This is a genomic window from Arthrobacter sp. KNU40, assembly GCF_051515115.1.
Taxonomy (GTDB): domain Bacteria; phylum Actinomycetota; class Actinomycetes; order Actinomycetales; family Micrococcaceae; genus Arthrobacter.
This window is the reverse complement of record NZ_CP195850.1, coordinates 599,376-624,597: the sequence shown is the minus strand read 5'-3', so window position 1 is coordinate 624,597 and position 25,222 is coordinate 599,376. Positions and strand designations below refer to the sequence as shown.

At 62.9% G+C, this 25,222-nt stretch carries 28 protein-coding genes and 1 tRNA gene; 16 read left to right on the top strand and 13 right to left on the bottom strand.

Features of this window, described 5'->3' with window-relative positions; translation table 11 throughout:
* Positions 1–44: 44 nt before the first annotated feature.
* Together ACSKT0_RS03010 and ACSKT0_RS03005 are read right to left on the bottom strand one after the other, a co-directional pair.
* Positions 45–725 carry a response regulator transcription factor gene (locus ACSKT0_RS03010; RefSeq protein WP_059388662.1) on the bottom strand — a complete coding sequence of 227 codons (681 nt, stop codon included), beginning with the start codon at positions 723–725 and terminating at the stop codon, positions 45–47.
* Positions 722–1,927 carry a sensor histidine kinase gene (locus tag ACSKT0_RS03005; RefSeq protein ID WP_437773955.1) on the bottom strand — a complete coding sequence of 402 codons (1,206 nt, stop codon included), beginning with the start codon at positions 1,925–1,927 and terminating at the stop codon, positions 722–724. Before ACSKT0_RS03005 ends, ACSKT0_RS03010 begins: the two co-directional genes overlap by 4 nt.
* Before the next feature lie 206 nt (positions 1,928–2,133).
* Here ACSKT0_RS03005 and phoU point away from each other — a divergent pair, with 206 nt between their 5' ends.
* Complete coding sequence (gene phoU, locus ACSKT0_RS03000; protein WP_284753411.1) at positions 2,134–2,787, top strand: phosphate signaling complex protein PhoU; 654 nt, start codon at positions 2,134–2,136, stop codon at positions 2,785–2,787.
* Between the two features lie 74 nt (positions 2,788–2,861).
* Here phoU and ACSKT0_RS02995 read toward each other — a convergent pair whose 3' ends face one another.
* Positions 2,862–3,608 carry a phosphoglyceromutase gene (locus ACSKT0_RS02995; RefSeq protein ID WP_437772445.1) on the bottom strand — a complete coding sequence of 249 codons (747 nt, stop codon included), beginning with the start codon at positions 3,606–3,608 and terminating at the stop codon, positions 2,862–2,864.
* Between the two features lie 129 nt (positions 3,609–3,737).
* On the opposite strand from ACSKT0_RS02995, the gene ACSKT0_RS02990 reads away from it, so the two are divergent.
* Positions 3,738–4,550, top strand: coding sequence for a class I SAM-dependent methyltransferase (locus ACSKT0_RS02990; RefSeq protein ID WP_437772444.1), 813 nt, complete (start codon positions 3,738–3,740; stop codon positions 4,548–4,550).
* Positions 4,551–4,672: 122 nt separating this feature from the next.
* Here the strand turns inward: ACSKT0_RS02990 and ACSKT0_RS02985 are convergent, their stop codons facing one another.
* Both ACSKT0_RS02985 and ACSKT0_RS02980 read right to left on the bottom strand, forming a co-directional pair.
* Positions 4,673–5,011 carry a DUF2516 family protein gene (locus ACSKT0_RS02985; protein ID WP_234758806.1) on the bottom strand — a complete coding sequence of 113 codons (339 nt, stop codon included), beginning with the start codon at positions 5,009–5,011 and terminating at the stop codon, positions 4,673–4,675.
* A 10-nt stretch (positions 5,012–5,021) separates the two neighbouring features.
* Positions 5,022–6,206, bottom strand: a complete 1,185-nt coding sequence (locus tag ACSKT0_RS02980) for a trans-sulfuration enzyme family protein (protein WP_437772443.1) — start codon at positions 6,204–6,206, stop codon at positions 5,022–5,024.
* A 138-nt stretch (positions 6,207–6,344) separates the two neighbouring features.
* On the opposite strand from ACSKT0_RS02980, the gene tmk reads away from it, so the two are divergent.
* Genes tmk through ACSKT0_RS02965 form a run of 3 tightly spaced genes read left to right on the top strand, consistent with a single transcriptional unit; the run spans position 6,345 to position 9,821 of the window.
* Positions 6,345–7,025, top strand: coding sequence for a dTMP kinase (gene tmk, locus ACSKT0_RS02975; RefSeq protein ID WP_437772442.1), 681 nt, complete (start codon positions 6,345–6,347; stop codon positions 7,023–7,025).
* On the top strand, positions 7,022–8,170 hold the full coding sequence (locus tag ACSKT0_RS02970) for a DNA polymerase III subunit delta' (RefSeq protein WP_437772441.1): 1,149 nt from the start codon (positions 7,022–7,024) through the stop codon (positions 8,168–8,170). Before tmk ends, ACSKT0_RS02970 begins: the two co-directional genes overlap by 4 nt.
* A 49-nt stretch (positions 8,171–8,219) precedes the next feature.
* Complete coding sequence (locus ACSKT0_RS02965) at positions 8,220–9,821, top strand: alpha/beta hydrolase (RefSeq protein WP_437772440.1); 1,602 nt, start codon at positions 8,220–8,222, stop codon at positions 9,819–9,821.
* Positions 9,822–10,038: 217 nt separating this feature from the next.
* On the opposite strand, the gene ACSKT0_RS02960 is transcribed toward ACSKT0_RS02965, so the two are convergent.
* Positions 10,039–10,782: an HAD-IA family hydrolase gene (locus ACSKT0_RS02960; RefSeq protein WP_437772439.1), complete on the bottom strand. Its 744-nt coding sequence runs from the start codon at positions 10,780–10,782 to the stop codon at positions 10,039–10,041.
* Positions 10,783–11,004: 222 nt separating this feature from the next.
* Here ACSKT0_RS02960 and ACSKT0_RS02955 point away from each other — a divergent pair.
* Together ACSKT0_RS02955 and ACSKT0_RS02950 are read left to right on the top strand one after the other, a co-directional pair.
* Positions 11,005–11,077: transfer RNA gene (locus ACSKT0_RS02955), tRNA-Thr, on the top strand.
* A gap of 773 nt (positions 11,078–11,850) precedes the next feature.
* Positions 11,851–12,117: a hypothetical protein gene (locus ACSKT0_RS02950; protein ID WP_437772438.1), complete on the top strand. Its 267-nt coding sequence runs from the start codon at positions 11,851–11,853 to the stop codon at positions 12,115–12,117.
* Between the two features lie 379 nt (positions 12,118–12,496).
* Here the strand turns inward: ACSKT0_RS02950 and ACSKT0_RS02945 are convergent, their stop codons facing one another.
* Positions 12,497–12,874, bottom strand: coding sequence for a hypothetical protein (locus tag ACSKT0_RS02945; RefSeq protein ID WP_437772437.1), 378 nt, complete (start codon positions 12,872–12,874; stop codon positions 12,497–12,499).
* Between the two features lie 125 nt (positions 12,875–12,999).
* Between ACSKT0_RS02945 and ACSKT0_RS02940 the strand changes: the two genes are divergently transcribed.
* The 3 genes from ACSKT0_RS02940 (at position 13,000) to ACSKT0_RS02930 (ending at position 14,441) form a co-directional block, all read left to right on the top strand.
* On the top strand, positions 13,000–13,359 hold the full coding sequence (locus ACSKT0_RS02940; RefSeq protein WP_437772436.1) for a DUF2750 domain-containing protein: 360 nt from the start codon (positions 13,000–13,002) through the stop codon (positions 13,357–13,359).
* A complete protein-coding gene (locus ACSKT0_RS02935; RefSeq protein ID WP_437772435.1) occupies positions 13,356–13,778 on the top strand; it encodes an ankyrin repeat domain-containing protein in 423 nt (140 codons plus the stop codon). Before ACSKT0_RS02940 ends, ACSKT0_RS02935 begins: the two co-directional genes overlap by 4 nt.
* A gap of 219 nt (positions 13,779–13,997) precedes the next feature.
* Entirely contained in the window at positions 13,998–14,441 is a 444-nt protein-coding gene (locus ACSKT0_RS02930; RefSeq protein ID WP_437772434.1) for a hypothetical protein, read from the top strand.
* On the opposite strand, the gene ACSKT0_RS02925 is transcribed toward ACSKT0_RS02930, so the two are convergent.
* Positions 14,408–15,091, bottom strand: a complete 684-nt coding sequence (locus ACSKT0_RS02925) for a hypothetical protein (RefSeq protein ID WP_437772433.1) — start codon at positions 15,089–15,091, stop codon at positions 14,408–14,410. The genes ACSKT0_RS02930 and ACSKT0_RS02925 overlap by 34 nt on opposite strands.
* Before the next feature lie 73 nt (positions 15,092–15,164).
* Here ACSKT0_RS02925 and ACSKT0_RS02920 point away from each other — a divergent pair, with 73 nt between their 5' ends.
* The 6 genes from ACSKT0_RS02920 (at position 15,165) to ACSKT0_RS02895 (ending at position 19,566) form a co-directional block, all read left to right on the top strand.
* Entirely contained in the window at positions 15,165–15,485 is a 321-nt protein-coding gene (locus ACSKT0_RS02920) for a hypothetical protein (protein ID WP_437772432.1), read from the top strand.
* A gap of 111 nt (positions 15,486–15,596) precedes the next feature.
* Complete coding sequence (locus ACSKT0_RS02915) at positions 15,597–15,905, top strand: DUF4190 domain-containing protein (protein ID WP_437772431.1); 309 nt, start codon at positions 15,597–15,599, stop codon at positions 15,903–15,905.
* Positions 15,906–16,171: 266 nt separating this feature from the next.
* A complete protein-coding gene (locus ACSKT0_RS02910) occupies positions 16,172–16,846 on the top strand; it encodes a hypothetical protein (protein WP_437772430.1) in 675 nt (224 codons plus the stop codon).
* A 193-nt stretch (positions 16,847–17,039) separates the two neighbouring features.
* Complete coding sequence (gene srmL / locus ACSKT0_RS02905) at positions 17,040–18,119, top strand: PheS-related mystery ligase SrmL (protein ID WP_437772429.1); 1,080 nt, start codon at positions 17,040–17,042, stop codon at positions 18,117–18,119.
* 575 nt (positions 18,120–18,694) lie between these two features.
* Positions 18,695–18,871 (top strand): CsbD family protein, encoded by a 177-nt coding sequence (locus ACSKT0_RS02900; protein ID WP_236815163.1) that lies wholly within the window; start codon positions 18,695–18,697, stop codon positions 18,869–18,871.
* A gap of 212 nt (positions 18,872–19,083) precedes the next feature.
* On the top strand, positions 19,084–19,566 hold the full coding sequence (locus tag ACSKT0_RS02895; protein WP_437772428.1) for a DUF7793 family protein: 483 nt from the start codon (positions 19,084–19,086) through the stop codon (positions 19,564–19,566).
* 115 nt (positions 19,567–19,681) lie between these two features.
* On the opposite strand, the gene ACSKT0_RS02890 is transcribed toward ACSKT0_RS02895, so the two are convergent.
* The 5 genes from ACSKT0_RS02890 to ACSKT0_RS02870 all read right to left on the bottom strand — a co-directional run bounded on the left by ACSKT0_RS02890 (position 19,682) and on the right by ACSKT0_RS02870 (position 25,034).
* Positions 19,682–20,860 (bottom strand): Gfo/Idh/MocA family protein, encoded by a 1,179-nt coding sequence (locus ACSKT0_RS02890; RefSeq protein ID WP_437772427.1) that lies wholly within the window; start codon positions 20,858–20,860, stop codon positions 19,682–19,684.
* Entirely contained in the window at positions 20,857–21,702 is an 846-nt protein-coding gene (locus tag ACSKT0_RS02885) for a sugar phosphate isomerase/epimerase family protein (RefSeq protein ID WP_437772426.1), read from the bottom strand. The genes ACSKT0_RS02890 and ACSKT0_RS02885 overlap by 4 nt, the downstream gene beginning before the upstream one ends.
* Positions 21,703–21,751: 49 nt before the next feature.
* Positions 21,752–22,540 carry a carbohydrate ABC transporter permease gene (locus ACSKT0_RS02880; protein WP_437773954.1) on the bottom strand — a complete coding sequence of 263 codons (789 nt, stop codon included), beginning with the start codon at positions 22,538–22,540 and terminating at the stop codon, positions 21,752–21,754.
* Between the two features lie 158 nt (positions 22,541–22,698).
* Complete coding sequence (locus tag ACSKT0_RS02875) at positions 22,699–23,670, bottom strand: carbohydrate ABC transporter permease (RefSeq protein ID WP_437772425.1); 972 nt, start codon at positions 23,668–23,670, stop codon at positions 22,699–22,701.
* Positions 23,667–25,034, bottom strand: coding sequence for an ABC transporter substrate-binding protein (locus tag ACSKT0_RS02870; protein WP_437772424.1), 1,368 nt, complete (start codon positions 25,032–25,034; stop codon positions 23,667–23,669). Before ACSKT0_RS02870 ends, ACSKT0_RS02875 begins: the two co-directional genes overlap by 4 nt.
* Positions 25,035–25,222: the final 188 nt, after the last annotated feature.

The window sequence follows — 25,222 nt, the reverse complement described above, 5'->3', positions numbered from 1 at the left end:
AAGGAAGGGCTCCCGATGGGAGCCCTTCCTTTTGCTGTAGCTTCTTACGGCTCGAACTTGTAGCCCAGGCCCCGAACCGTCACGAGGTAGCGGGGAACCGAGGGGTCCGGCTCGATCTTGCTGCGCAAGCGCTTCACGTGGACGTCCAGGGTCTTGGTATCGCCCACGTAGTCGGAACCCCAGACGCGGTCGATCAACTGCCCACGGGTGAGCACACGGCCCGAATTGCGAAGGAGCATCTCCAGGAGTTCGAACTCCTTCAGTGGAAGCGATACCTGTTCGCCGTTGACGCTCACCACATGCCGCTCGATGTCCATCCTCACCGGGCCGGCCTGCACGGTGGAGGTGATGAGCTCCTCCGGCTCGCCTTGCCTACGCAGCACGGCACGGACGCGCGCAACGAGTTCCCTGGAGGAGTACGGCTTGGTGACGTAGTCGTCCGCGCCAAGCTCCAGTCCAACTACCTTGTCGATTTCCGAGTCCTTGGCCGTCAGCATGATGACCGGGACGCTGGAGCGTTGGCGCAGTTGCCGGCAAACCTCAGTGCCAGGAGTTCCCGGAAGCTGCAGGTCCAGCAGGACCAGGTCGGCCCCGTTGCGGTCGAACTCCACCAAGGCATCACTGCCGTTGTCTACAACCTGGACATCGAAGCCTTCTTTGCCCAATAGGTAGGACAGAGGGTCGCTGAACGACTCTTCGTCCTCCACGATCAGAATCCTGCTCAAGCGCCAGCTCCTTGCTCTAGGGCGCGCACAGCGCCCGTCGATTGAATCACGCTTCGGGGCTTCGCCCCGGCGTCGTCGTCCTCCTGGCCTTCCATTTCCGGAAGGCGGATGGTGAAAGTAGAACCTTGGCCGGGCTGGGACCAGACGGTGACCTCGCCGCCGTGGTTGGATACCACGTGCTTGACGATACTCAGGCCCAAACCCGTTCCCCCGGTCTGGCGGGACCTCGCCGCATCCACGCGGTAGAAGCGTTCGAAGATGCGTTCCTGGTCTTCGGGGCTGAGACCCTCGCCCTGGTCTGTGACGGAAATGGCCACCACGCCCTCTTTGGCGCGGACCCCCACTCCCACACGGGTGTTTTCCGGCGAATAACGAATGGCGTTGTCGATCAGGTTCCGTAGGGCGGTCACCAACAGGTCCTGGTCACCGAACACCATTGTTTCCGTTCGGCCCCCCACGACGATCTTGATGTTCTTGAGCTCGGCCGGGAGCTGCGAGCGGTCCACGGCCTCGGAGATCACCGTGTTGATGTCCACGGCGTGCCCTTGCTGTGCCACGTTGGCTCCCTGAAGCCGGGACAGCTCAATGATGTCCTGCACCAGCGCGGCCAGCCTTGTCGATTCCTTGTGCATGCGCTTCGCGAAGCGACGCACGGCTTCTTCGTCGTCGGGGCTTGCCTCGAGCGCTTCCGCCAGAAGGGAGATGGCGCCCACTGGCGTCTTGAGTTCATGCGAGACGTTCGCGACGAAGTCGTTGCGGATCTCTTCGGTGCGGGTGATTTCGGTGCGGTCATCGGCCAGCAGGACGATATATTCCCACCCGAGCATGGCTGCCCGCACCTGCACCACGATGGTTCCCTTGCCCAGTGGGCCGCGGGGCAACTCGTAGGTCTCTTCCAGGATCACGCCGTCGCGCCGCACCTTTGCGGTCATGTCCAGCAACTGCTTGTGCACCACGGTGTGGCCTCTCACGAGGCCGTAGGCGTAGGCCGCGGGACTGGCCCGGACGACGCCGTCGATCGCGTCCACCACGACGAAAGCGCGCCCGACGACGGACAGCACCTCCGCGGCTCCCTCCGGAAGCAGCGGCTCGGTCACGTCCAGGTCAACGATCTTTCGCTGCCGTTCGCTGAGCCTGAACGCGAGCACGCCAAAGACGCCGCACGACAGGCCGACTAGACCTGCGATGACACCGATGAGCACTGGATCCACGGATCTAGCTTATGCGCTCAAAACACTGCAAAATATGGAACGGTCACCAAACAGCCCCGATTCAGCTAACGTTCACCTAAAGGTGCGCAATCGTTCATTGACCACTGCCACCCTTACTAGTTGGACCGTAGTTAGCTGTGATGATTTTCGCGCCGCCAGAAGGGTGCGGAGGAGATTTCCAAGGAGAGGACGCCACCGTGCGCAAGGTTTTTCAGGAGGAGCTCATCCAGGTCGGTGAGGACCTCATTGAGATCTCAAAACTGGTCACTGAGGCGATCCAGAACGCGACCACCGCATTCGAAGGTGCCGACGTAGATCTCGCCCAGGATGTCATTGCCGCCGATGCCCGGATCGATTTCCTGCAGAACGGCCTCGACGAACGGGCCATCGATATCTTGGCCCTCCAGGGCCCTGTGGCAAGCGATCTCCGGATGATTGTCGGTTCCCTGCGGATGAGCGCATCCCTTGAGCGCATGGGTGACCTCGCCCGGCACGTGGCCCAGCTGGCCCGTTTGCGCTACCCGGCCACGGTCATCCCCGAGCAGCTGACGGCAACGTTCAAGGACATGGCCCGCCTCGACCTTGAAATCATCCAGAAGGTCACCCTGCTCCTGGAGTCGCGCGACCTGGAAGTTGCCCGGGACATCCTCAAGCTCAACATCAGGGTGGACGATCTGCACTTGAGCGTCTTCAGGGCCATCGCCGATCCCGCTTGGGCCGAGACAGCCGCCACTACCGTGGATGTGGCCCTCGCCAGCCGCTACTTCGAGCGCTTCGCGGACCACGGCGTCTCGGTTGCCCGCAAGGTGACCTACCTGGTCACCGGTGAATGGCAGCCGGAAGGCTTCTAGCCACGCTCAACGAACAACGACGGCGGCCGGCCCACCTCGCGAGGTGGGCCGGCCGCCGTCGTTTTCTCAAGAGCTTATTTCTTGCCTTGGGCAGCTACAGCCTTGATGGACTCTGCCGCGGCCTCGGGGTCGAGGTAGGTTCCACCGGGGTTGATCGGCTTGAAGTTTTCGTCCAGGTCGTAGACCAACGGGATGCCCGTCGGGATGTTCAGACCGGTGATGTCTTCGTCGCTGATGCCGTCCAAGTGCTTGACGAGGGCGCGCAGGGAATTGCCGTGAGCCGTGACCAGGACTGTCTTGCCAGCCTTGAGGTCTTCCTTGATGTCTGACTCCCAGTACGGCAGGAGACGGACCAGGACGTCCTTGAGGCACTCGGTGCGCGGCAGGGCGTCCCCGAGGCCCGCGTAGCGCACGTCGTTGACCTGGGAGAACTCACTGTCATCGGAGAGGGCAGGCGGCGGGGTGTCGTAGCTGCGGCGCCATTCCATGAACTGCTCTTCACCGAACTCGGCCAGGGTCTGGGCCTTGTCCTTGCCCTGCAAAGCGCCGTAGTGGCGCTCGTTGAGGCGCCAGTCGCGCTTGACCGGGATCCAGCCGCGGTCGGCCTTGTCCAGGGAAATGTTCGCGGTGTTGATGGCCCGCTTGAGCAGGGACGTGTACAGGATGTCCGGGAGAACGTTGTTCTCGACCAGGAGCTCTCCGCCGCGCGCTGCTTCCTCGCGGCCTTGGTCGTTCAGGTCGACGTCCACCCAGCCGGTGAACAGGTTCTTGGCGTTCCAGTCGCTGTGGCCGTGGCGCAGCAGAATCAGCTTGTAAGTCATGGTTTTCATCCTAAGCGATCAGGCCTGGTCGTTGCCGGGCGTTACGTCGCAACGCGGGGTCACTTAGCGCCGATGTTTGCCGGCCGGATGGGCCGTAAGTGACCCCGCGTTGGAGGATAAAGTGGGACGGTGGTGCAAAAAGCGGAGCGGGTGCAGGGAAGGCGCGGTAAACCAGTCGGCAACATCACCAGGGGCACCACCAATCCCAACCGCATGCGCCGTCTGGACCGCTGGTTGGCGGGCCCGCAGGGATGGCGGCTACGCTCCGCCGTCGACCCGTTGGTAGTGGACCTCGGCTACGGCGCTTCCCCGGCCACCGCCGTCGAACTCTTCGAAAGGCTGCAGGCAGTCCGCCCCGATGTCCGCGTGTGCGGGATCGAGATCGAGCCCGAGCGCGTCCGGGTCGCGAAATCCCTGGAAAGGCCCGGGCTCAGCTTCCACGTGGGCGGTTTCGAGGTTCCTGTTCCAGGCAATCCCGTGCTGGTGCGGGCTTTCAACGTACTGCGGCAATACGAGGAATCGGATGTGGCCGGGATCTGGGCGCTGGTGCAGTCGCGGCTGGCACCGCAGGGATTGTTCATCGACGGCACGTGTGACGAAATCGGCCGCAGGGTGACGTGGGTTGCGTTGGATCCGGACGGGCCCTTGAGCTTGAGCCTGTCCATGCGCTTCGGCGGTTTCGAACTTCCCTCCGACGTGGCCGAACGCCTGCCGAAGGCACTCATCCACCGCAATATCCCGGGGGAACGCATTCATGCTTTCCTGAATGCGCTGGACCAGGCCTGGTTGGAAGCCGCACCGCTCGCGTCCTTTGGCAGCAAGCAGCGGTGGACCGCCATGTGCCGATCAATGCGCGACGCCGGTTGGCCCCTTCAGGACGGAACCTCGCGCTGGCGCTTGGGGGAACTGACCGTCGACTGGTCAGCGGTGGCCCCGGCTTAGGGAGCCGGTGGGGCCCACACCGGCAGGGTTCCCTGAGCGAGCTTGCGAGCTTAGGGAACCGGTTCGGCCCACACCGGCAGGGTTCCCTGAGCGAGCTTGCGAGCTTAGGGAGCCGGTGGGGATCACCAGGGACCGTACGGCCCCTGGTTCCGGCCGCTGTTCCCGATTTCCTTCACCGCAGGACGGACGTCCGCCAAATAGACACACGCTGCCGTGACGGCTGCGATGCCAAAGATGCCGAAGCCACCGCCGCCACCGAGGAGGGAAAGGCCGCCAATCACCGCGGCGACGCCGGTCAGTGCCAGCCAGAAGGTCTTGGTGCGCTTGGATGCCGCTTCAAACGACGAGGGTTTGTGGCGCAGGCAATCGACCAGCGCCCACAGCTCCAAAGCGAAGGCAACCAGTCCCAGAATGAACCAAATTCCATTCTGGATGTTTGAAATCAAAATTTTTCCGTCCACGCCCACAAGCCTAGCGGTCAAGCGACTTGAGCGCTTGCTCCAAATCCGCCCAGAGGTCTTCGACGTTCTCGATCCCGACGCTCATCCTGATCAGGTTGTCCGGCACGCTGAGCGGTTCGGCGGTGTGCCGGCGTCGGCGTTCGATGAGGGATTCGACCCCGCCAAGCGACGTCGCGGGGATCCACAGCTGCAGTGCACGAACCAGTTGATCTGCTGCGTCGGCACCGCTCCGGATTCCGTCTCCGGCCAACTGGATGCACAGGATGGAGCCGAAGCCCTTCATCTGGGACTTGGCACGCTCATGGCCGGGATCGGTGGGCAGGCCCGGGAAGCGGATCGACTCGACGCGCGGGTGGGTGCTCAGCCGCTCGGCCAACGTCGCGGCAGAAGCTTGCGAGCGCTCGATCCGGAGTGCCAGCGTGCGCAGGCCTCGGAGCGCGAGCCACGCCTCGAAGGGGCCCGCGATGCCGCCGTGGATGATCCGGTGGTGAAGGAGTTCCGCTCGCAGCTCCGCATTCGAGGTCACCAAGGCGCCGAGTACGACGTCGGAGTGTCCAGCCAGGTATTTGGTCACCGAATGGAGCACGACGTCGGAGCCCAGACTGAGGGGCTGCTGAACCAGCGGCGTGGAGAAGGTGTTGTCCGTGACCACGATGGCGCCGGCTTCATGGGCGGCGGTGGCCAGTGCCCGTACGTCTGCGATGCCGAGCATCGGGTTGGTGGGGCTTTCAATCCACAGCATGCTGGCGGGTATTCCATCGGCGGGGGCGAGCTGCGCCTTGACGGCGTCGGTGTCCGCGATATCAACGGTCCGCAGTTCAAGGATGCCCTTGGCCGCGAGTTCGGTGGCCATGACGAGCGATCCTGCGTAGCTGTGCGTGGGCATGACCAGGACACCACCGGCAGGCACGAGCGACAACGCGGAACTCACTGCGGCCAAGCCCGAGGCATAGAGCAAACCGGGCAGCTCGGCTCCTTCCAGCTGGGCCAGTGCTTCTTCGAACGGATCCCACGTGGGGTTCGCATAGCGTCCGTAGCCGCGGTCGCCGTCGCTCAGTGCTCCTGTGCCGAAATACGTGGAGGACAGAACAATGGGCGGGTTGACGGGTTGGTCATGGCTTCGTTCGGGACGGCCTGCCGCCACCACCACAGTGTCAGGGGACAGATCTGCGGCGTGTTCTCGGGAAAGACTCATTGCCCCAGCCTACGGCGCGGGGCGCGGGCGTTGGAAAGGTGTTACGGCTCCGTCCCGTCGAGCGGCAGGTTCGGTCCCGCGCAGGTGGGCAAGCGCCGTCGTCGGGCACTGTCAGAGTTCCTCTGTACGCTTAGATCCGTGACTACGCAGCGCCTCAAGCAGGACCAGAGCCCTACGCCGGACCAGCGCCCAGGACTCTTCATCGCCTTCGAAGGCGGGGACGGGGCCGGCAAGTCCACGCAAGCCGCCCGATTGGCTGCATCGCTCGAGTCCCTCGGCTTTTCGGTGCTGCGCACCCGCGAGCCCGGGGGCACGCCGATCGGCGAGAAGCTGCGTTCCTTGGTGCTGGACCACGGCCACGGCACTATCGACCCCCGGACCGAAGCCCTGATGTTCGCCGCATCCCGGGCTGCCCACGCAAGCCAGGTCATCCGCCCGGCCTTGGCGCAGGGTTCTGTGGTGATCACGGACCGCTATATCGACTCCTCCGTCGCTTACCAGGGTGCCGGCAGGGACCTCGGGACCGTCGACGTCAGGCGGCTCAACGAATGGGCTACCGAAGGCCTCGAGCCGGACCTGACAGTGCTCCTGGACGTCCACCCGGGCGACGGCCGGGACCGCAGAACTGCCGGAGACGCTACCGAGGACCGGCTCGAATCGGAACCGGACGATTTCCATGCCCGCATCCGTGCGGCGTTCCTGGAACTGGCGGAGGCCCACCCGGAGACGTACCTCGTGTTGCCCGCCAAGGACGCCGTCGAAAACCTCGCCGCGCAGATCCTCCGGCGTGTGCAGGACTTGCTCGGGAGCCGCGCATGAGCGTCTGGGACGAGCTCCAGGGCCAGGCGCCCGTCGTCGCACAATTGCGCGCCGCCGCCCAAGGCGAAGGCCTCACGCACGCATGGTTGTTCACCGGACCACCGGGTTCAGGCCGTTCCAACGCGGCCAAGGCATTCGCCGCGGCATTGAATTGCGAACAGGATGACGTCGCACTTCGCGGCTGCGGAGAATGCGCATCGTGCCGGACCATCCTGGGCGAAACCCACTCCGACGTGACCTTTGTCCGCACGGAGAAGGTCACCATTACCATCGACGAAGCCCGCCAGTTGGTGTCCAAGGCAGGCGACCGGCCGGCGACGGGCCGTTGGCGCATCATCGTGGTGGAGGACGCGGATCGCATGGCCGAACGCACCACCAACGTGCTCCTCAAGGCCATCGAAGAACCGACGCCCCGGACCATCTGGATGCTTTGCGCGCCGTCGCCGGCCGATGTGCTGGTCACCATCCGCTCGCGTTGCCGCCCGGTGAGCCTCCGGATTCCGCCGGCTGCCGACGTCGCCGCCCTGCTGGTGAGGCGCGACGGCGTCGACCCCGCCATTGCGGACAGGGCCGCCCGCGCTGCCCAAAGCCACATCGGAATCGCGCGTCGGCTGGCCCGCGATCCCGAAGCCAGGGAACGCCGGATGGAGACTGTCCGTTTCCCGCTGGGCCTGCGGGGCGTCACTGCCGCCGTGATGATGGCCGAAAAGCTGGTCAAGATCGCAACGGATGAGGCCAACAGCTCCAACGACGAACGCGACGCCGCCGAGAAGGTCGCCCTGCTCGCGAGCCTGGGCGCTCCGGAGTCGGGCACCCTGCCGCCGTCGATGCGCAGCCAGGTCAGGCAGCTTGAGGACGACCAGAAACGCCGTGCCAAGCGATCCATCACCGATTCCCTCGACCGCACGCTGACCGATCTGCTGTCCTTCTACCGGGACGTCCTGGTCATTCAGCTGGGGAACGCCGTCGAGTTGGTCAACGTTGAACTCAGGAGTGAGCTGGAGGGCTACGCGGCCAGCTCCACGCCAGAGATCACGTTGGCGCGCATGGATGCCATCAACAAGGCGCGAGTGCGGATCACCACGACCAACGTGGCACCGCTGTTGGCCGTCGAGTCCATGGCGAGCAGCCTGATTCAGCAATAGCCGGATAGTTTAGAAATACAGCACGCTTCCCCAGCCTGAGGAGAAACGCATGACCCCCGCACGACGCCGGCCCGCCGGGTCCAGTTCCAGGACACGGTTCCCCTCACTGCGGCGGGCTGCAGCGGCAGTGGCTGCCACGGCCACCGCGAGCCTTCTGCTGAGCGGCTGCGTGTTCTCTGTACCGGCGCCCAATGATGGCGCCAGCAACGGGTCCGGTAACGTCAGCACCCCGGACGCGTCCATCGCAGCCGCAGCGCCGGCAGGACTGGAGAGTTTCTACTCCCAAAGAGTGAACTGGACGTCCTGTGAGCAGGGATTCCAGTGCGCCAACATCCAAGTGCCGGTGGACTATGCCAAACCCGATGGTGGCAGCATCTCCATCGCCGCCATCCGGCTCCAGAGCCAGGGCACGAAGAAAGGCTCGCTGCTGGTGAATCCCGGCGGCCCCGGCGCTTCGGGCTATGACTTCGTCAGGGACGCGGCGAAGACGCACTTCACTAGCAAGCTGCGGTCCAGCTTCGACCTGGTGGGCTTCGATCCCCGCGGCGTCAAGCGGTCGGCGCCGGTGACGTGCCTCAGCGATGCCGAACGGGACGCTTCCCGCGAGAAGGTCTACAACTATGACACTGACCAGGGCGTCGCCGCGGCGCTGGCCGACACGAAGGCCATGAATGCCCAGTGCGTGGAAAAGTCCGGTCCCACGCTGCCGCACATTGACACCGCCAGCTCCGCCAAGGACATGGATATACTCCGCGCCGTGCTGAACGACGCAAAACTCAACTACCTTGGCTTCTCCTACGGAACCGCCCTCGGCGCCACCTATGCGTCATTGTTCCCGAACAACGTCGGCAAGCTCGCTTTGGACGGCGCAGTGGATCCGTCCCTCAATAACGAGGACCTCACCGCGGGGCAGGCCGAGGCGTTCGAAAAGGAGCTCCGCACTTACGTCGCGGATTGCCAGGCAAAGTCCGGATGCCCCATGACCGGCAGCGTCGACAATGGCGTGCAGCAGATCCAGAACCTCATCGCCGACGTCGAGCAGAATCCCAAACGCGCCAAAGACGGACGGCTTGTCACCGGGGCTACGTTCGTCAGCGGTATCTTCACCCCGCTCTACGACAACGAATCGTGGCCTGTCCTGACCCAGGCTCTGGTGGCCGCATTCAAGGGCGACGTGTCGCTCATGCTTCGGATTGCCGACTTCGGCGCGGACCGGGACCCGAACGGCACCTACACGTCGAACACCTCGTTCGCGTTCAACGCCATCAACTGCCTTGACTACCCTATGGTCACGGATACGGCCGGGATGCGTTCCGAAGAAGCGCGCTTGAAGCAGCTCTCCCCCACCTTCGGCTATTACTTCTCCTACACCGGCATCAACTGCAAGGACTGGCCCTATAAGCCGGTACACGCGCCTGCTCCCGTGAAGTACACCGGCAGTGCGCCGATTGTAGTCATCGGAACCACTGGGGACCCCGCAACGCCTGTCGCCTGGGCTGGTTCGCTGCGCAAACAACTCGGCAATGCTTCCCTCGTGACGTGGAAGGGCGAAGGCCACACCGCCTACGGCCGCTCCAACCAATGCGTGTCCGACGCCGTGGACAACTACTTCGTGGATGGGAAGGCGCCTTCGGACGGGACTATGTGCTGAGTGTTTTGGGGGCGCGGCAACCGAAGTGTTGTCCCGGCGTCGATCCCTCTTGATGGCCCGGGGTTCGAAGTGCGTCTTGCCGTCCAGCTCAACGATCAAGAGGCGCTCGACGACGAAATCGACCTCCCCAACCGCACCCAGCAGCGTAGGTGGCGGATTGACGGCTTCCGCGTGGCAGACATCGGACCAAAAGTGGTAAATCGTTGAGGGACCGGCGCTAGAGCCGTGCGGCGTGGGGCTCCAGCAGCGCGGGAAGGTTCTTGACTGAGGGCACGACGGCGGTGGCGCCGGCCGCGCGCAAAGCCGCCTCGGAGTGGAAGCCAGTAAGCACGCCCACCACGGCGGAGGCGCCGGAGCGAACGCCGGACAACATATCCGAGCTCGTGTCCCCCACGACGACGACCTCGCGGACATCGTCCAGGTCAAGGGCCAACACGGCCGTGAGAATCATGTCCGGGTAAGGGCGACCGCGGCCGGCGTCAGCGGGGCACAGGCTGAGATCCGCCTTCCCCATCCACCCCAGCGACTCAAGCACCATGTTCTGGGTGTGCCGGCCGAAGCCCGTAGCAAGGCAGACTTTCACGCCGGAGTCCCGCAACCAGTCGATGGTTTCCTCGGCGCCTGGAATGGCCCGGACGCCGCCGTCGGCAATCAGATCGTCGTAGGCGCGTTCGAAAGCCTTGTTGGCTCTCTCGGCCCGTTGAGCTTCTTCGAAAAGGTGGCTGAAAACGGTCAGCTTGGAAAAGCCCATCGTGTCCCGGGCGTAGCCGAGCATGCTTTCGAAGCGGGGCGAACCAGGCTCGACGCCGGTCTCCTGCAGGGCGAGGGACATAGCACGCTCTGTAAGACCATCGTCGGTAATGGTGGTGCCCACCATGTCCAAGACAGCAAGTCGGAGCCGCTGCGCACGATGTGCCCCGGCGTCGTCCGCGTTGATCCTCTTGCCGCTGTCCATGCTCATGGCGCCCCTTCGCTGGTTGATGACCGAAATCGTGCGGCCACGTTAGTCCGCCCAGCTTGCCCCCGGTCCACGACGGCGGCCTGAACCCGGCGCGACGAGCGGGTGAATTCCGCAACAACGGCGCCACGGTAGCTCCGCACGGGGCTGTTTTGACCCGGACGAGGTGACTCTATTAGAGTTGTATCTTGCGTGATTCAGCCGGTACCCGGCCGATAACGCGGTGCTTCCTTAGCTCAGTCGGTAGAGCGTTTCACTCGTAATGAAAAGGTCATCAGTTCGATTCTGATAGGAAGCTCGAAAAGAACCCCGTATTCCCACTTGTTCAGCGGGAATACGGGGTTTTTCGTTGGCTTGAGGAAAGCCCGGAACACCGGCAGGGCACACTTACGCTTGGCCCGCGTATCGATTCGTGGCACGAGTCTAGACTCGGCCGCCTATGCCCAAGTAGGCATGTGCCGCGCGTTCTTTGTGCGCATTCCTTGCGGTGATTGGCCATGCTTAGGAGATTCAGAACGGGATTAGTCCTGCGCTGCCCAATCAGTGCTGCTAAGAAAGCCCATCACCGGATGCCTTCGAAGAGCCCTGATCCCGGCCGGAGACCCGACTACGAGGAGCCCGAGCGGCAGGTCGCCACTGTGAGCAGTCACAGTGTCCCCGGACCATAGCCCGGCAGGGTCGACGCGGAGAACATAGTTGCAGTAATTCCCCGTCAAGGTGCATTCGCTCGTGCGGGACTTACGTCTATGAATGCGAGTACGCACCCTATATCCTCCGATCAACGTCCACTTATGGGGGAACACAATGAAACGCTGTGGGTTGTGGCGATGCCTGGTTCTATCGATACTTCTCACCACCCTGTTGACATCATGCGGCGACAAGGTCACGGACGGACCGGCAGCTGCGGAGTCAACGGCGAAATCAACCGGCTCAATCCTTGGTTCTACACCCAGCCCCGGGCCAGACGGTGGCACCGTAGCGTGCGTTGACTGGGTCCGGTTCGAGACCGCTCAGGGCCAATATGACAAGGCCAGCATGGTGCTGATCGGAAAGTCTGTAAGGCAGGTCGGCATGAGCAGCATTTACGGTTCAAAGGCCACCACCCACCTTGTTGAAGTCGAGCAGGTACTCAAGGGGAATCCCGGACGGGAGAACCTGCGCATTTCCTCGATGCCCCCGACCTGCTCTGGAAGCGACTCGTATCCGGACGGCGATCCGCTCGACACAGTTGAAAGAGTCATCATTTTTGCGACCAAGGAGGGCGGCGAGTGGTTCACCATGACCCCCGCACAAGGAGTCTTGCCTTTCCCGCAAGGTGCGGAGCTTCCCTTTCATTAGTGACTAGCCCGTGGGCCACGGACTAGTAATCTCAGCTAATCAGCTCAACACGGGCCGGCGTCCGTTAGAGGATCCCATACCGTCCGGAGCTTTGGTCCAGGAGCGCTGGCCGCCCATGATGTCACACGAACATGCGGCAGGATTCGCGTTGACGAGAATCTGCCTCGTGCCAGTTTCGACGGGGTAAATATCGGCGCCGCCGTCGGTTTTCCCATGTCATTCCGTCCGGAGTGCGAGTGGGGGCGGTTTGGCGAACGACGCCGACAACGGGCTGAATCGTTCCCCGCCGCCGTTGCCGTGGACCAAACTGGCGTCGGACCCGTCCGCAAGACGCAGCAGTGGCGGCCTGCGCTCATCGCGGAAGTTCGGGATGGCTGGCTTACTGGCGGGTCTCGAGCTGCCGACGATCCAGTGCGTCAGGTACTGGAGAAAGCGCAGCCCAGAGGTCTGATTCGCTGGCTTGAAGTTCCGGTGGCAGATGCTTCTCGGGAAGGCGGCGGCGTCTGGCGCACGGGCGCATGGAACCTTCGAGATACTCAACGGCTGCTAGCAACAGCGCAGAAGAGACTCCGCTCGGACCGTCGGGCCAGATAGTGCGTGCTTGGCCGGATTGTTCCAGGTCACCAGCCCTGATCCCGATGTCGACGGCCTGCTCGACGCTCAAACGCATAGCGCGTGAGGCAAGACCAGGCTCGCCCAGCCGCCAAAGTTCGCGTGCGACCGATAGCGGGGTGCTCGTGATCGTAAAGGAACCCATGAAGTCAATGATCACCAATTTTCTCGGTATGGGGGCGCATTTCGCAGCGACCTATCCACGGTCAGATGCATATGAGGGTTTCGTCGGCTTCTTGCTGCCGAGCCGTTGCGTCATAGGCTGTCGGAATGAGTGTCCACGCAGCGCAGGCAGCTCTCTTCTACGAAGAGATAGTCAAGAACGGTGAGGTGTTGGGGATCCGCGACGCAGTTGGCATCCCGGCACCGGTCAGCGGGGACGGTGAGCGCAGCATGCCGTTCTGGTCCCTTCGGAGCCGGGCGGAGCAGGTTATCGCGAATATTCCGGCCTACGGAGGTTTCGAGCCGATGGCGATTCCCTTCGACGTGTGGCGTACGCGATGGATCGACGGTCTCGAGGGTGACGGGATTCTCGTGGGCCTCAATTGGACAGGAGCTCGGGCGAGCGGTCATGAGTTTGGTGCTGCGGAAGTGCGCATCCGACTTGGCGCCATCGAGGACAAGGCATGAACGTGGACAACGGGCCGAAGCGATGCATGGACCGCGCTGGCCGTTCTCCACTCCACTACGCGGCGCTGGAAGACGATCCCGAGGCGATAGGGTCGTTGTTTGCCGCGGGGTCATTGCCTGACGTTGTGGACCGCCAAGGCTTCACACCGCTTCATCTCGCGGCACAGGAGTTTGCCCCTGCGGCGGCTGCCGCTCTGATCGATGCAGGGGCAAAGGTCGACGCGGAGAACGTCTTCGGCAACACACCACTTTGGATCGCCGTCTTCAATTCCAAAGGTCGAGGCGAGCTGATCGGGCTGCTCCGCTCCCACGGCGCTGACCCGCTGCACGTCAACGCGAGCGGCCAAACGCCGGTCGATCTGGCGAGGCTCATCGGCAACTACAACGTAGCGCAGTACTTCCGGGACATACGTGAATAACCGCCAGAGCATGCCGGACATCGCTTCCTCATTCGCACTCCGGTTTCAGCCCTTGACGATGGACATCGGCAAGAGGCCCCCGGCGCGGACGGGGCGATGCTGTCCAGCTGCCATCCATCCGGGGATGCCCGGAACGTAGCTGTCTCCGATACCGAGTAGCCCGACGGGACGTTGCTTGGCCCGTTCGCCGCCGATGCCTGGTGTTCTTCGGTCAGTTCCTTGAAATGGACGCTTGCCGTCGACCCGGTCACCTCCACGGATTCCGCGGTGATCTTCGTCGTGAAGTCCGAGTACCAGAAGCCCTTTGACTTGAACCCGGCCTTTGACCGGGCCACCACCGGAAAGTCCCGCGCGCGCTTGGCACGGTACGCCGTCGTCGTCTGCGCATCCGTCAGGCGGGGAGCCGGTGGAACATCCAGGACGGTGCCGTTCCGGTCCTCGACGGCGGTCTGGATGATGGCCGTGAGCTCGGAGGACGACGGGCTAGGCAGCGATGAGGTCGGTCCCGGTGTGGGCTGCGGCCCGGCCGACTCCTGGCACCCGGAGAGGGCCAACCCCAGCAGCACGGCGATCGCGGCCCCAGTGCGCGGACGCTTCATCCTTGGTCCCCTCGCTGATGTCCCCACAGCCTACCGGCGTTTCGCGAATTCAATGCGTATGTAGCCGAGCTCATCACGTGGGAGGACGGCCGTCACAACACCGCCCCGTCCGAGGGACGCTCCAACCCCGCACACGAGGGGGTCAGTGTCGATCTCCACACCTTGCACTTCGACGCCGTCAATCCGTACGGCCACCTCACGGTTGGTTGGAGGTCGTCTGGCGTCCCCGGCGAATCGGTCCCAGGCAATACCTCCGGGCCAGTCGCGCCGGTAGCGATTGATGAGGATATGGTTCATGTGTTCAGCCAGCACCCGGGCAGGGGACGAGCGTTCGGAAGGGTCTCGGTGCCAGGTGGTCCGTACGGCCTCCCAGAGCTGGGGGTACCTCATGCGTTGAACCCCTTCAACCAGCCAGACCGGCCGCGGCCAAGGCGGAATGTCTTCGATCGACCTTCGCGTCTGCTCGTCGAGCTCAGCTAGGTTTATCGGGTCGGATCGGTCAGCGGGATTGCGCCACAGTGTGTAGGTGATGCTCGCCGACATCTCGTTGTATCCGCGGGAATCCTGCCCGTACTGGATGCCGACCATATCCGGATCTTCCAGCGAAGGCTGGGGCACAAGTCCCATGACGGGAATGGGCATCAGTTCCAGACGCCGGGCCTGCTCAAGACGCGGATCCGGTGCGTCCTCGGGGATCACTCCGTCGAACCTCACTTGCCGATTGTGCGACGGCCAAGAATGGTTGGCAATACCGCCTTGCCATTCGGCCTGTCGCTGGAGTGACCGAATGACATACACATTCAGAGGTGGCCTTTCGATCCCCGGACGGTTCGGGATCCAAGGGCCATGGGTCATACTCACCATGTGCGCCTCGCAGCTTGAGTTCCGCCCCCGATCCCGGTGGTGGGCGCGCCACTTCTGCCCTTGGCGGCTCGAGCGTTCGGCCGTCCTCGAGATCTATCCAGGGCGTCCGCATTTCATCTTTTCCTGGACTCCGGTGAACTTCCTCGCCAAGGAGAACATGCCGTGGATATTTGTGGCCGAGTGGCCGGAGGGGGTCCTTGGAGCCGCGGACGAGCTTTCCTACCCCGTCCGGCATCAAGAGTAGGTACTTCCCTTTCAATGCTCCGACACACCAGAGGATTCCCGGCCTGCAGGCATGCTTGCACGCCATATCGTAGGCTCGCCTGACACCATTCCAGGCGAAAGAACAGACCTCATGAGCAGTGTTCCTCCCCCTCCCGAAAAGCGCTGGCCGTCCGACGCCCCGCAGATACCTAACCCATACGCACCAGTCCAGCCACGCGCTCCGTTCAGCAAGGCGGCAATAGCGGGTTTCATCATCAGCTGCGTCGGGCTTTTCGTCTTTGCCATGGTGGGCCCGCTCGGGACCGCCATCTCAGGCCTAGGCTTCCGGCGGGCCAGAGAGCGCGGGTTGCGTGGTCGCGGGTTCGCCATCGCGGGCATGATCATCGGTGTCGCCGATTTTGCGTTCTACCTCATCGCGCGGTACCTCCTTCATCCGTGATGCACAGCTGGCCATGTGGCCCTATTTGCCCGCATCCTGCCCGTAGGGTTTGTGTACCCGTGGCCAGGACTTCGGCTGCATGAAGTCCACGAAGCTCCGTGAGCTCGCCGAAGCCGTTGAGACCCGGGGCAAGTAGGCTGCCCGGCGCGCCGGTCGCTTCGAAGTCCAGGCAACAGGATAGAAAAGATGGGCGGGAGCTATTGGCTTCCGCTTGTCGTTCCCCTTTCCGAGGGACAGACTTCCGAGCTCCCGAACACCTGAGGGTCATGAACTTCCGCAATCGTCTCGCCCTGCCCGCCGCATTCCTCTTTACTGCATTGGCCCTCAGTGGATGCCAGCAGGGAACCCACCCCGCCGAACCGATGGCCAAGTCCGCGTCGCCGGCAGTTCCTCAGGCAGTTGCGGCGGCTGGGAACACACCCTCCGGTGCGGCGGCTGCAGCCGTGAAGTCCATCCACTCCCCCGGCGTGGTCGCTACCGACGAGCAGCTTGCCGCCGGACAGTGCTCCGCCAAAGTGGTCGACGCCGCTACTGGCGAGTACCTGCCGGACCCCGAGTGCACTCCGGGGGCCACGGATCCAGCGGTTACCCAGGAGAACATCGACTCGACGATATGCATAAGCGGCTATACGGCTACGGTGCGCCCGCCCGCTTCGAACACGGACAAGGTGAAGGCCGAGAGCCTGCGCGAATACGGCCAGGTCGCAATGAAGACCACGGAATACGATCACCTGATCAGCCTGGAGCTCGGCGGCACCAACTCCGTGTCGAATCTGTGGCCTGAGCCGAACAAGTCGAGCGCCACGGGCACCACAAACCCGAAAGACGCGGTGGAGAACACTCTGCACAAGGCCATCTGCGCTCACAAGGTCACCCTGTCAGCTGCCCAGGAGGCGATCGCCCACAACTGGGTCACTGCCGTCAAAGACCTCGGTTTGTAGCTGCGCGAAGCGCTGACTCCGACGATCAGGGTCGGCAGCTGGGGTATAGTCTCCCCATGCTCTCCATGCGCCGATTTACTTGCCCCCGACCGGGTTCCGGTCGCGAGGGCTCTCAGGCGCGCGCCTAGGTCCTGGCGCTGGATTTGAGTCGGGGGTGGAACCCGCCACTCAAATCCGAACATTAGGACCAGCAATGCCCACTTATCTCAGTCCCTCCGAACTCAACGATGCTTTGACCATCCGGGATCTCTCAAATCCGGACGGCGGGCCGCACGCAATGCAAACACTCTTGCAAGGAGCCATCGACGCGGTCGGCAGCAAATGGGGTGTGCCTGAACGGATCGTTCGACACAGCCCGCTGGTGAGCGTGGCCGACAACTACGACCGCCTGGGGTTCAACGAATCGGACGTGACCAGGGATCAAAGATACTCCCGCTACGTCAGTCCTACAGTGATGCTCCGCAGCCATACCTCGGCTTCCATCGACGAGCTCTGGGCCATCCCCGGTCTTGTCTACCGGCGCGATTCCATCGACCGCACCCACGTCGGCACTCCACACCAGGTGGACTTGTGGCGCGTCAGCTCCCGGGAGCACCTCGCCTCCGACGACCTGAAGAAATTAATCGCCGCCCTCGTGCAAGCGGTCCTTCCGGGGGCGCAATGGCGCGCGGTTCCGGCAGTTCACCCCTACACCAGGGAGGGCTTGCAGGTCGATGTACTCATGGACGGGGAATGGCTTGAACTCGCGGAATGCGGGCTTATGGCCCCGCATCTGTTCTCCGAGGCCGGACTCGACCCTGCAAAATGGTCGGGGCTGGCCCTGGGGATGGGCTTGGATCGGGCCCTGATGCTTCGAAAAGGCATCCCCGACATCAGGTTGCTCAGGTCCACGGACAAAAGAATCGAACAGCAGATGCTGGACCTGTCTCGATGGAAACCGGTCTCGCAGCTGCCCTCAATCCGAAGGGACATCTCGATCGTCGTTCCCGCAGACTTGGACGCCGAAGTGCTTGGAGACCGGGTGCGGACAGCCCTAGGTGAGCAAGCCGAAGACCTGGAAAGCGTCGAGCTCTTGGCGCTGACTGAATCCGGAGAGCTCCCCGCGGCAGCGCGGGAGCGGCTCCGCATCCGCGACGGACAGGCCAACGCCCTCATACGTTTGGTGCTTCGTCCCCTCACCCGGACCATGACGGATCCACAGGCCAACCAGATCCGGGACATTGTTTATCTAGCCCTGCACGAGGGGCCGGCCAAGGAGCTCATCGCGGGATAGAGCACGAGCGGTTCGCTCCGAATGATGCCGGACGCCGAAGGATGTGCCGCTCATCCGGCAGCGGCCGGGACTCGATCCTTGGGTGTTCTACCAAGGAGTTCCCCGAAGGTCGATCGGTCCGGCGGACCACGATGCGGTGGTCTTAGCGGCGGAGCAGATCAGGATCGGAGTATCTGCGGATTCGATGACCGTGGTTCCGTCCAATCGTGAAAGGCACCGCTCTCGCGCTCGGACACGCCGCCAACCGCAGGACTCGTAGAACGTTGCCAAGTCTTCATGACAGCCGAGGTAGGCGAAATCCACGGAGTCTGACGAGACGCAGCGGCCGCCTGGGTCAGTAGCCGCGAGCTCATGCCTGGGACGCGTGCCGGTAGGAGACAATGGCGAATGTGAGGACCCCGGTGACCTCCGCGATTGCCCCAGGGTTCGTCAAGGAGGAAAGAGGCTGCAGAACCCGTAGGCCAAATTGCCCGCACTCATCACAGACGGACCGGACTTGAAATCCAAACCCGAAGCATGCTTAGTATGTAGTAACGGCCGGATCGATCGGCTGCCGAACCAGAGGAGGAAACACCATGGGACTAGGCGACAAGATTGAGAACGCTGCCGAGAAGGCTGGCGGCAAGGGCAAGGAAGCTGCCGGTAACGCCACAGGCGACGAAAACCTGAAGGCGGAAGGCCAGGCCGACCAGGCCAAAGGCGATTTGAAGCAGGCCGGCGAGAAGGTCAAGGACGCTTTCAAGAAGGACTGACCTGACCGTCTAGCGAAGGGCGCATCCCATCAGGGTGCGCCCTTCGCTGTGCCCGCCACTTGATTCCGGAGGCCACTCGAGCGAAAACACTCCGCACACTCACTATTCATGGACGCCGGGCGTCCTCACCGGTATTGTGATCTGCACCCGGCTCTTGCTGACCCGGGAGCTGCGTCAATGGGGTTGCAGCGGAATCACATCTGGGGGATCTGATGACGACGCTGGTACAGTCCGAGGGCGAATTACACCTTCAGGCAGAGGTGAGCACCGCTTCCGACGCGGACGGCGGTGGGGCGTGGTTCAGTTCAGAACATGAAAATGTCAGGGTTGATGACACTGGTGAAGGGGTACTCCGGATCACTTTGCGCCCAGGCCGCCGGATCACCGCAGAGGACGGAGCGCTTATCCGGGAGAGATACCTGGCTCTGACGGGCGGAACGGGCGCCGCGGTGCTGCTGCAGGTCATCGGCGTCGAGTCCGTCAGCCGCGACGCCGTCCGATTCTTCAGTGAGGCCGCCACCATCACGGCCTTTGCGATCCTGGGCAGCACCCCCGTGGACCGTGTCATTGCCCACGGCAGGCACGGACTCCCCGCACCGCAGTGCCCGACCCGGTATTTCTCCGACGAACTAGAAGCCCTGGGTTGGTTGCGCGAACTGCGTGCCGAGCGCGTCCCGGAACTTTCGGAGGACTGAGAGGCACCGGACATCATCTGGTTACCGTGCTGATGCCGCGAAGTGCGGCACCAGCACGGCGTTCAAACTCATCAGGGACCGCTCCGCGTGGAGCGGACCTAAGCGTGGGGCGGACCTAAGCGCCCCCGGTGTGGGCGACGAGGTCGTCATACTTGCCCGCCAGGACGTCTTCGAAGTACACCGACGTCCCGAGAGTTGCCGACACATAAAGCGCCCGCACCGTGGCCAGTGCCGCGGTTGCTTCCTCGACTCCGACCCGCGGATCTCTTCCGAACCGGATGGCTTCCACGACGTCGGCATACTGCTTTTGGTGCGCGGTCTGCAGGTCGTCTGATCCGTCGATGTTGGCTGAGGCATCATGCGCCCCGACCTCAAGTTCGGACTGGTTCCCGGCCCCGGCCATGCCGTAGGAAGATTCTCCCTCTACAGGAGCGTTGTCTGAGGCGTGGAAATACTGCAGCCGATCATTGTCGACAACAGCCGAGCCCTTCTCGCCGTGGACCTGGATCCGGGCGGTGAGTCCGGGATAGGCCGCAGTGGTGCAGTGGATGACTGCCAGGGCGCCCGAGGCGAAGCGGACGGTAGCAACTGCTGTGTCTTCCACCTCGATGCGCTCGTGGGCAAGCAGCGCAGTATGGGCCTGGATCTGAACAGGGGTGCCCAGGAACCAAAGAAGCAAATCAACACTGTGAACGCCTTGATTCATGACGGCCCCGCCGCCGTCGAGCTCCCAGGTGCCCCGCCACTGGCCGGAGTCGTAGTAGTTCTGGGCCCGCCACCACGCCAGCGAAGCCACTCCCGAGGTGATCCTGCCGAAGCGTCCGGACCGGACCGCACGGGCGACGGCGACGCTGGCCGGATCGAATCGGTGCTGGCTGATCACCGAAATGACCTGCCCGGTCGCGGCAGCCGCCGCATCGGCAACGCGCCTGGCGCTGGGCAAGTCCACGTCGATGGGCTTTTCGATGATGACGTGCTTGCCGGCATTCAGGGCCTCAACTGCCAGATCGGAGTGCAGACCGCTTGGCGTACAGACCGCGACAAGGTCGATGTCGGCATCCTTCAGTGCCGCAACCAGCGACGAATACGTCGCCGGACGCGGGTTGTGCAGCTCATTCTCGACCGAGTCTGCCAGTGCAGCCGCGGCTGGCCCAACCGGGTCAACGAGGGCGATGAGCTCCAGATCCTTGTTCTCGGTGATGACCCGGGCATGCTGGCGTCCGATGACTCCGCAGCCGACGACGGCGGTGCGCAGCCGACGGTTGGGCGTGGTTGCTGTGTTCGAGGTGGTCATTTGGTGCTAACTCCGGCTTCAGCGAGGAGGCGGTTGAATGCGCGGCCCGCAACTCCGAACGCCGCAGGTCCGGAAAACCCTCCGAGGTGATGGGTGTTTGCCAGGTGGGGCTCCAAGGACGCGAAGCCTTCGAAACCGTCCGCCTTCAATGCGTTGATGGTTTCGCGGAGTTGGCCGTCGCCATCCCCCGCCGGCATCACCAGGCGGTCATCGGCTCGGGCATCCTTGACTTGCAGATATTCCAGGTAAGGGCGAAGCATGTCGTAGGCCTCGCCAAAGGGCTTGACACCTACCTGAACGAAGTTCGCAGCGTCCCAGGCAACCCGCAGCGCCGGGGAATTAACGGTCGTAATGATGTCCAGGACGCGTTCAGGCGTGTCGCCGTAGATGTCCTTTTCATTTTCGTGAAGGAGTACGACGTCGTGTGCCTGGGCCTCCGCGGCCAACGCACGCATCCGCACCATGACGGCGTCGCGGATGTCTTCGGCGGCGAGGCCGTCCTGTCGATAAAACGAGAAGATCCGGATGTAACGGGTGCCCAGGATCTTCGCGGCACGAATGGCCGCGTGGAGGCGGTCCACCTCGAAGGCGACAGGCGTGGTGATGTCCACTTTGCCTATGGGAGAGGCAATCGCGGACACGCCCATGTTTTGCTCGCGCAGTATTTGGTCCAGCCGGACGAGGTCCTCTTCGGACATCTCGACGATGTTGGTGTCCCAAGCGCTGCGGACTTCGATGTGGTTGGCGCCCAAGGCCTGCAGAACTGCGATCTGGATGAGCGGGTCAGCGCTTATTTCGTCGCCGAATCCAGACAGGGTCCACTGGGTTTGCTTGACGGTCACGTCGTTTTCTCCTTGAGGTAATGCATGGGTGGCAGCCGGTGTGGCTGGCCTACTTGACACCGCCGGCGGTCATGCCGCCGACGAGGAATCGTTGGAAGATGAGATAAAGGATGACCACCGGGGCGGCACAGACCAAGGATGCGGCCATCATTTGGCCGTAAAGGGGAAGCGCCCCGCCCTCCGCGGAGGAACCAAAGATCTGCAGGACAACCGCAACGGTCTGGGTGTTTGGACGGGTGAGGACCGAGGCGAACATGACGTCGTTCCAGCCGAGCAGGAAGGAAAAGACGCCGGCAACCACCAACCCGGGCCAGCTGAGCGGGAAGATGATCCGGAAAAGGACCCCGAGGGAAGAAGATCCGTCGATGCGGGCTGCTTCCTCGAGTTCCTTGGGCAGGCCCCTCAGGTAGGTGACCATGACCCAGGTGGAAAACGGCAGCGCAAATGTCAGGTACGCGAGGAAAAGGCCCCAGTAGGTGCCGATGACCGTGATTCCCAGATAGTTGCCCGCTGAGGCGAAGAGAACAAACACCGGGAGCAGGAGCAGTCCGCCCGGAACGCTTTGAAGACCGATGAGCCCGCGCAGAATGCTGAGGCGGCCCACGAACTCGAACCGGACCAGCACGTAGGCGGTGACGATACCCAGCAACGAGGAAACGACGGCCACAGCGCCGGCGATCATGACGCTATTGATCAGGCCATTGCCCAAGGGCAGCGTGCTCCAGATCTTCGTGTAGTTGTCCAGGGTGAATTCGGTGGGGAAGAATGCCCCTCGGGCGACTTCCACATCGGAGTTCATGGACGAAAACACGATGTATAGCAGAGGAATCCCGACCATGGCGCACAGAAAGATGGTGCCTCCGACCAGCAGAGGTGTCGGAAGCAGCCGGTATACCGCGACATTCTGCCGCCCGGTCTTGCGGGGCGCACTTCCGGTGCGAAGGCCCCCGGAGATCTCCAACGGGACGTCCAACACGACGTCGGGGGTTTTGTTGCTCATTTCTTGCCTCCCGCGTCAGCGCCTGTGTCGAGTCGAACGGCTTTCAGGTAGAAGTAGAGCGGTATGGCGATCAGCAGAAGTGAGATCAGGGCCATCGCCGCTCCCATGCCGAACCGCAAGCTGGTGAAACTCATGCTGTAAACGAGGGTCGGCAAAACCTGCACGTCAAATGGAGCCGGGACGCCGAACAGTAAGAAGGCAAGCGAAAAGTTGTTCATGTGGTGGAGGGTCGCGATAAGGCACGCCAGGGCGACCGGTCCTCGCAAATAAGGGAAGATCACGTAACGCAGCTTCGTCCACCACAGGGCGCCGTCGATGGCCGCCGCCTCGTGGACTTCCTGGTCCACGGATTGAAGGCCCGACAATGCCATGAGGTAAATGAACGGCCAAGCTGCCCACACTTCGACCAGGATCAGTACCCAGAAGCTCGCCGGACCAGTGAGCCATTGACCAGCAGGCAGCCCGACCCCGGTCAGCACCTTGTTGACGATCCCATCGTGCTGGAGCATGGTGCGCCAGAAGCTTCCGACCACGAACGATGGGAGGACGTAGGGAATCAGGAACATCGATCGCACCAGCGACCTGCCGCGATAGGCGTTCTGGGTCGCCAGTGCGGCGTAAACACCGATCGGCACGGTGATGACGGTGGCGATCAGGGAGAAGCCGACGCTGTTGCCGAAGGCGTGAACCAAGTCAGTGGATGTGAACGCTTCGACGAAGTTGTTCAGTCCTACGAAAGGGGCACTGATCCATTTACGGATGGTGTACTGATCCAGCTGAAGCATCGCGATGTAGATGCCCAGGATCAGGGGAACGATGATTATCAGGCCGATCAGGAGCGCACCCGGAGTGAGCATCCACAGCGGCCGGTTTCGTTCGCTCACTGTCCGCCGGCGCTTGGCAGGAGGTTGCCCGCCAAGCTCCGGGGCGCGCCGCAGGGCGGCGTCTTTTTTTACAGTGATGCTCACTTGTTTGACGTCGCCCTGTCGAGGGAGGCTTGGGCGTCCTTCTGGGCCTTGGCCAGTGCAGCCTTGAGATTGGTCTCATTGAAGCTGCCATTGCCAAGATCCGGGCGGGACTGAACGACGACGTTGGTCAGCGCCAGCTGGATGTCGCCCCATGCGCCCGTGAACGGCGTGGTCTTGGCCTTGGATGCCGAATCAATAATCGGGGACAACGAGGGATCCGCGTCCTGGACCTTCTTGGCCGCTGTGGCGTTCGTGGGAAGATCCCCGAACAGCTTGTTGTAGTTGATCTGCTCGTCGTCGCTGGTGAGCAGCTTGATGTACGCAGCGGCGAGGTCCTGGTTCTCCGAGTACTTTGCGATCACCAGGTTGTCACCGGAAATGATTGAGCTCACCGGTTGGCCACCGGAGGGTGCGGAGCTCTGTCCGGGCGGCACGGTCGGCATCACGGCGTAAGCGTATTTGCCCTTCACCGGTGAGGCATCGAACGTGACTTTTGACGATGCCGTGGTCATCAACATCATCGCGGACTTGCCCGCGGCGAAGTCAGCTGCAGCCTGGGTGTCGTTCCAGCCCACTGCGGCCGGGTTGACGACCTTGTCTTTGGTCAGCCAGCCGAAGTACGTTTCATATGCCTTGAGCACCGTGGGGTCATCGATGCGGGCCGTCTTTCCATCCACCAGGGGGTTGCCGGACTGGTTGGCCATGGCCCAGGCAAACTTCCAGGGTGTGTAGTTGTCCGCATATCCGGTCGCGAACCCGTACGTGGATCCGGTGGTCAGCTTCTTGGCCTGATCCAGCAGCCCGTCCCAGGTGTTCGCGGGCTTGTCGAGCCCGGCCTTCTTGAACAATTCGGTGTTGTAGGCAAGAACGTAGGGCCTGGAGGTGAAGGGGACGCCCACCTCGTTCTGGGCGTCGGGACCGGAAATTCCGAGCGTCGCCGGAACGAAGCGATCGCGGCCGCCAACCTTGTTCCACATATTTGAGTCAAACTTCACGAAGGCGTCTGTTGAGTACGCTGTCGGGGTGAAGGTCGTACCCACTGCGTAGACATCCGGGCCCTGGCCTGCGACAACAGAGGTTTGGATCTTCGAGAGCTCATCGTTGGCGTTGGCGAACGTCTCGAATTTCAGGTCAGCGCCGGTCTGCTTCTTGAATGCATCGGCAATGTGAATCTGCCAGGCCTTGTACTGCTCGGCTTTGTTTGTGTTGGCACCGACCAGGACATCCAGGGTCTTGCCCTGGCCGTTGGGGGCGCCGCCGCTCGCGCTTGCGGAGCTGTTGTCGCCACCGCATCCGGTTACTCCTAGTGCTCCCAGCGAAACGAGAACGACCGCGCCAATAAGTCGCGTCCTTGAGTTGTTCATGTCTTCTTAATGCTCCTCGTTGAGTCGCCCCGAGATCTTCGGGGGAACCGGCCAGACAGACCGGATGTTAGCTGGAACACTATGACAGTTGCTGCAACAAGTGCAACGGTTGCCATAAATTGCCATAGTTGCTTCCATGGTCCGTCCTGTCACAGATGGGAAGGGACCACGCAGATGAGAGAAGATGG